At 64.8% G+C, this 4899-nt stretch carries 7 protein-coding genes; 5 read left to right on the top strand and 2 right to left on the bottom strand.

What is annotated here, in order from left to right; translation table 11 throughout:
- Positions 1 to 30: 30 nt before the first annotated feature.
- Positions 31 to 822, bottom strand: a complete 792-nt coding sequence (locus L0G76_RS14135) for an exodeoxyribonuclease III (protein ID WP_304357802.1) — start codon at positions 820 to 822, stop codon at positions 31 to 33.
- A gap of 179 nt (positions 823 to 1001) precedes the next feature.
- On the opposite strand from L0G76_RS14135, the gene L0G76_RS14130 reads away from it, so the two are divergent.
- Together L0G76_RS14130 and L0G76_RS14125 are read left to right on the top strand one after the other, a co-directional pair.
- A complete protein-coding gene (locus L0G76_RS14130; RefSeq protein WP_304357801.1) occupies positions 1002 to 1826 on the top strand; it encodes a thioesterase family protein in 825 nt (274 codons plus the stop codon).
- Complete coding sequence (locus tag L0G76_RS14125) at positions 1823 to 2596, top strand: SDR family NAD(P)-dependent oxidoreductase (RefSeq protein ID WP_304357800.1); 774 nt, start codon at positions 1823 to 1825, stop codon at positions 2594 to 2596. The genes L0G76_RS14130 and L0G76_RS14125 overlap by 4 nt, the downstream gene beginning before the upstream one ends.
- A 294-nt stretch (positions 2597 to 2890) precedes the next feature.
- On the opposite strand, the gene L0G76_RS14120 is transcribed toward L0G76_RS14125, so the two are convergent.
- The gene (locus L0G76_RS14120) at positions 2891 to 3352 is read right to left on the bottom strand and encodes an Asp23/Gls24 family envelope stress response protein (RefSeq protein ID WP_304357799.1); all 462 of its coding nucleotides are present in this window, start codon (positions 3350 to 3352) and stop codon (positions 2891 to 2893) included.
- A 161-nt stretch (positions 3353 to 3513) separates the two neighbouring features.
- Between L0G76_RS14120 and L0G76_RS14115 the strand changes: the two genes are divergently transcribed.
- From L0G76_RS14115 to L0G76_RS14105, 3 genes are all read left to right on the top strand, one after another.
- On the top strand, positions 3514 to 4077 hold the full coding sequence (locus tag L0G76_RS14115; protein WP_304357798.1) for an RNA polymerase sigma factor: 564 nt from the start codon (positions 3514 to 3516) through the stop codon (positions 4075 to 4077).
- Positions 4074 to 4565, top strand: coding sequence for an Asp23/Gls24 family envelope stress response protein (locus tag L0G76_RS14110; RefSeq protein WP_304357797.1), 492 nt, complete (start codon positions 4074 to 4076; stop codon positions 4563 to 4565). The genes L0G76_RS14115 and L0G76_RS14110 overlap by 4 nt, the downstream gene beginning before the upstream one ends.
- A partial coding sequence (locus L0G76_RS14105) for a hypothetical protein (RefSeq protein WP_304357796.1) occupies positions 4558 to 4899 on the top strand: 342 nt, incomplete at its 3' end. The genes L0G76_RS14110 and L0G76_RS14105, both read left to right, overlap by 8 nt.

Here is a 4899-nt window from a genome sequence, read left to right as displayed (position 1 = left end):
CGACAGCATCGCAGGTGTCGAAGGTGCTGCTCACACCTCGTAGTCGACGATGACGGGAGCGTGATCTGACGCGCCCTTGCCCTTGCGCTCCTCGCGATCGATCTCTGCGCCGACGGCCTGCGCGGCCAGGGACGGTGAGGCCAGTTCGAAGTCGATGCGCATGCCCTTCTTCTTGGGGAAGGCCAGCCGCTGATAGTCCCAGAAGGTGTAGACGCCGGGGCCGGGAGTGAACTGCCTGGTGACCTCGGTGAGTCCGGCGTCAAGCAGGGAGTTGAAGGCCTGACGTTCGGAGTCGGAGACATGGGTGGCTCCGTCGAACTCCTCCATGTCCCAGACGTCCTCATCCAGTGGAGCGACATTGAAATCGCCGCACAGGACGAGCTTCTTATCAGGGATATCGCGCAGCTGCGCAGAGATATCGGCAGTCAATGCCCGATACCATTCGAGCTTATAGGCGTAGTGGGGATGGTCGAGTTCGCGACCATTGGGGACATAGAGCGAATACACCCTGACTCCGCCGCAGGTGGCTGAGAGCGCACGGGCTTCGACCACGGGCTCTTCGCCGAACGAGGGGATGTCGGCGAACCCGATCTCGGGATCCTCAAGCCCCACGCGGGAGGCGATGGCCACGCCGTTCCACTGATTGAGGCCGTGGAAGCTCACCTCGTAGCCACGGGAGGTGAACAGGTCCTTCGGGAACTGCTCGTCCTTGCACTTGAGTTCCTGGATTGCCAGGACGTCGACGTCGGAGCGATCCAGCCAGGCGCCGATTCTGTCGTGTCGGGCGCGGATCGAGTTCACATTCCAGCTCGCGATTCTCACCCTCCCACCTTAAGCTGTCACGACCGCAGGCCAAAGCTCCGCGGGCAAGCCACGCTCGGAAGGCAGGCAAGCCACGCTCGGCAGGCGGGCAAGCCACGCTCGGAAGGCAGACGGACGCAGCGGACGCACCCGCTTGCCCCACCGCCTCGGCGCGGGTGAGCTACCGATAATCTGGGGTCATGCCTGAAGCACTCAACGAACACCTCGGCCATGATGGCGCCGCCTGCCCCGACTCCTACTATGTGCGTACGGGGCCGGAGACCTTCGTCTCTACCCTGCACAGCCAGGGCGCGTGGCAGCCGGGCGAGCAGCACCTGGCCCCGGCCGCCGGGCTGGTGCTGGCAGAGATCGAACGTCGGCTCCCCTCGGACAAGCTGGTCTCGCGGATCAGCTTCGACATCCTCGGCGTCATCCATTCGGGAGAATTCACCATCGACGTCAACGTCATCCGACCAGGTCGGACCATCGAACTCATCGAGGCGAGCATGCGCCACGGTGAGCGCACGAGCGTGAACGCCAGAGTCTGGCGCCTGCTCCCCAGCGACACCTCCGCCGTCGCCGGCGACGAATGGCAGGCGCTGCCTGAGCCCGAGGAAGCCCCCGCAGTGCCGTTCAGCGGTCGTTGGGGCGGCGGCTTCATCGCTTCGCTGGAGGGCGGACAGTTCGCTGATGCCCGGCCCGGATGCGCTCAGTCCTGGATCCGCTCCCCCTATGTGCTCGTCGACGGTGAGGACGACCCCGCGACAGCAGCATTCGTGAAACTCGTCGACACCGCCAATGGTCTGGCCGTGAGGGAAGACCCGAAGACCACGTTCTTTCCCAACGTCGACCTCACAATCCACCTGACTCGAGTCCCCGAGCCCGGTTGGGTCGGCTTCGACACGAAGGTGGCGTTCGGTCCGAGTGGAGTCGGCGAGACCGCGAGCGTGCTCAGCGACGTCAACGGGCCGATCGGCACCGCGGCGCAGTCGCTGACGGTGCGCGTGGGCCAAGGCGCGAAGTGACGAGACCGCGCGCACTCATCACCGGTGCCAGCTCAGGGCTGGGCCGCGGCTACGCCCTCGACCTCGCCGCCGATCAGTATGATCTGGTTCTCGTGGCCCGTGATGAGGTAAGTCTGCGGGAGCTGGCGACGAGCATCGGAACCGAGCACGGCACCCTCGCCGAGGTTGTTGTGGCCGATCTGTCGACCCGATCAGGCATCGACGTCGTCCGCACCGTGATCGAGACATCACGCATCGACCTGCTCATCAACAACGCCGGATACGGACTGAGGCGGGGGTTGCTTGAGTCAGAAGTCTTCGAGCTCGAGGATCAGGACGTGGTGCTCGCTGGTGCAGTGCGCGAACTCTCCCTGGCGGCAGTCAAGCAGATGCGCAGCCGTGGCAGAGGCGGCCTGATCAACGTCTCATCCATGGCCGCACTGACGACGATGGGGCAGTACGCGGCCTCGAAGATGTCGACCCTGGTCTTCACCGAAGCGCTCGCCGGAGAGCTGCGAGGTGCTCCGGTGACGGTCACTGCGGTGCTGCCCGGTTTCATCCGAACCCGATTCCACGAACGCCTCGGTGTCGAACGGCCGGGCCCCGGGTGGATCTGGCTGAGTGTGCACCAGGTCGTGGCCGCATCACTGCGCGATGCGCGACGCGGGAAGGTGATTTCGATCCCGGGGGCGAGCTACCGGGTGGCCGCACGAATCGCCCGCTTCGTTCCCCGCTCTCTGGTGCGCTGGGGATCGACCGGATTCTCTCTCAGCAGGCGAGACGAATCCTGAGATCAGGCAGCGTCGATTTCGACCCGCCGAATCAAGTTGAGTCTTGAATTATTTTGAGCTAACGCTGTGACCTGGGGGTTTGTCGTGTTCGCGGGGTCGACACGCGGCCCCATCGCGTTGCAGACAGGCGAGAACAATCTTTACAAGTAGGTTCGAAGTGTGATCCAATAATCATGTTCGCCCGGTGGGGATCGGGTGGACACAACGGACGTATGGGGATGCGTCCGGGTACTCGAGGGGAGTGCTGCGAGGGCCCCGGGATGTCGCGATTACGCGCCCCGGGGTCTTTGTCATTCACATCGCGGCCCCCTCGCCGGATTCCTGATCATCGTCGTCGCCGGGGACGTGAACGTCGGTGACCTCGATGTTGACCTCGGCGACCTGGAGTCCGGTGCCCTCTTCGACGGCGCGGATGACGTTTCGGCGGATCGCCTCGGCGACGTCGACGATCGAGGTGCCCTGCTCGACGACGATGGTGAGGTCGATGGAGGCCTGCTTCTCGCCCTTCTCCACGGAGACTCCGCCGGAGACATTGCTCTGCGAGCCGGGGATGTGGTCGGTGAGGGTGTCGAAGGCGCGGCGTGCCGCATTGCCCATGCTGAAGACGCCGGGAACCTCACGGGCGGCGATTCCGGCGAGCTTGACCACGACGTTCTCCGCGATTGTGGTTGTGCCCAGGTCGGTGACAAGCGGACTGGGCGCCGAAGCGTCGCTCTGGGGCGGCTGGGAGACGGCGGACTGCTTGTCTTCGGGCATTGTCAGTTCCTTATCGCTTCAACGGTTCTGTCATGAGTACAGACGCGCACGATCGAGAATCCTCACGCACCAGAGCCGAAGAATTTCTCACCTTCTCGGAATGCGCCTCTCTCGGAGCGAGGCGCGTGCTCACAACGAGTGTGGTCGCATACGATGTGGACATGACAGGGCACGATGATCGCTTCGATATCGTCACCCTCGTCGTGCGCGCGAGAGAGGGCGACATCGATGCCTTCGAATCGTTGGTCGATCGCTACGAGACGAAGCTCCTGCGGTTCTGCCTGCGCACGCTCGGCGGCCGGGAGGATGCGGAGGACGTCGTGCAGGACACGCTGGTGCAGGCGTGGAAGTCGATGAATGCCCTGACCGAACCGGCCGCCTTCGGCACGTGGATCTACCGGCTGGCGTCGAACAAGTGCACCGACCTGCTGCGCCGGAGGATGGCCAGACCCTCCGATGCGCAGGATCCCGATGACATGAGGATCCACGCCGACAATCGGGTATCGGTCGAGAAGTCCGTTGAGGCACGGACCGCTCTGGAGCATTTCTCAGATGTTCTCCAGACGCTTTCGTCTCAGCAGCGAGTAACCTGGGTGCTCCACCAGATGGAGGGCCTCAGCTACGCCGAGGTGGCCACGACCCTGGGCATCAGCGAAGGCAGTGTGCGCGGTCGCATCCACAGGGCTCGAGCCGCCCTCGTCGAGGGGATGGAAGGATGGACATGAACGAGCATGTCGCAGGATCCGGCGCTGAACCAGACCCGGCCGATGCTCACCCGGAGTCGGACGCTGCGCTTCGCGGTGTCATCGACGAATATATGAGCACGTTCGAACCAGAACCGGAGGACACCGCTGGACTGCGCGAGCGCATTCTCCGGCTGGTCAGAGATGACCTGTATCGGGGGCCCTCGACCCATCTGCAGACCGGCGGCGGGAACCCCTTCTCGATCTCCACCGCCTCGGTGCGATCGATTGTGCGCATTGCCGTCGACTCGGTCGACGGGATCCGGGCCCGCAGCGTCGACGTCGAGCCCGCCGGGGATCCCGAGGGCAGTGCGGCGACCGTGGCGCTGACCGTTGCCATGCGTGCCGGCATCCCCTTCGCCACCACCGCCGAGGTGATCCGACGGTCCGTGGCCGCTGCGGTTCTGGCGGAGCTGGGGGTCCCTGCCGTGAAGATCGATATCAATGCTGAGGATGTGTACGTTGACTGATCAATCAGAGGCCGATGGCCTCAACTCCACAGGCAGCGGCCTGGGCCGCACCAATGGCGCCGCCGCCGGCGGCAGAGGCGAGGAGATTGCGGAGTCAGTGCGTCTGGCGGACTCCGTGACCTCGGTCGCCGGCGTCAGGGCGCTGGCGCCGGGACTGCGAGATCTGGTGGCCACCGCCGCGGCCAAGGTGCTGCGGCGCTCCGGTGACGAACCGGTCGGTGTTGACGTGAGCCGCAGTGGTGACAGCGTGAAGGTGAGGATCGACGCCCACCTCGACGACACCCGTTCGGTCGCCGAGGTCGTCGATGAGATCTTCTCCGTCATCGCCGCCGAC

The organism is Brevibacterium picturae, from assembly GCF_030453725.1.
In the GTDB taxonomy this organism is placed as follows: Bacteria; Actinomycetota; Actinomycetes; order Actinomycetales; family Brevibacteriaceae; genus Brevibacterium; species Brevibacterium sandarakinum_A.
Note: the sequence above shows the minus strand (reverse complement) of the source record. Positions and strands in the feature narration are given on the sequence as shown.

Excerpts from the sequence above, each read along its gene's own strand:
- L0G76_RS14110 (WP_304357797.1), top strand. The coding sequence starts at position 4,074 with ATGAACGAGCATGTCGCAGGATCCGGCGCTGAACCAGACCCGGCCGAT.
- L0G76_RS14115 (WP_304357798.1), top strand. The coding sequence starts at position 3,514 with ATGACAGGGCACGATGATCGCTTCGATATCGTCACCCTCGTCGTGCGC.
- L0G76_RS14130 (WP_304357801.1), top strand. The coding sequence starts at position 1,002 with ATGCCTGAAGCACTCAACGAACACCTCGGCCATGATGGCGCCGCCTGC.
- L0G76_RS14120 (WP_304357799.1), bottom strand. The coding sequence starts at position 3,352 with ATGCCCGAAGACAAGCAGTCCGCCGTCTCCCAGCCGCCCCAGAGCGAC.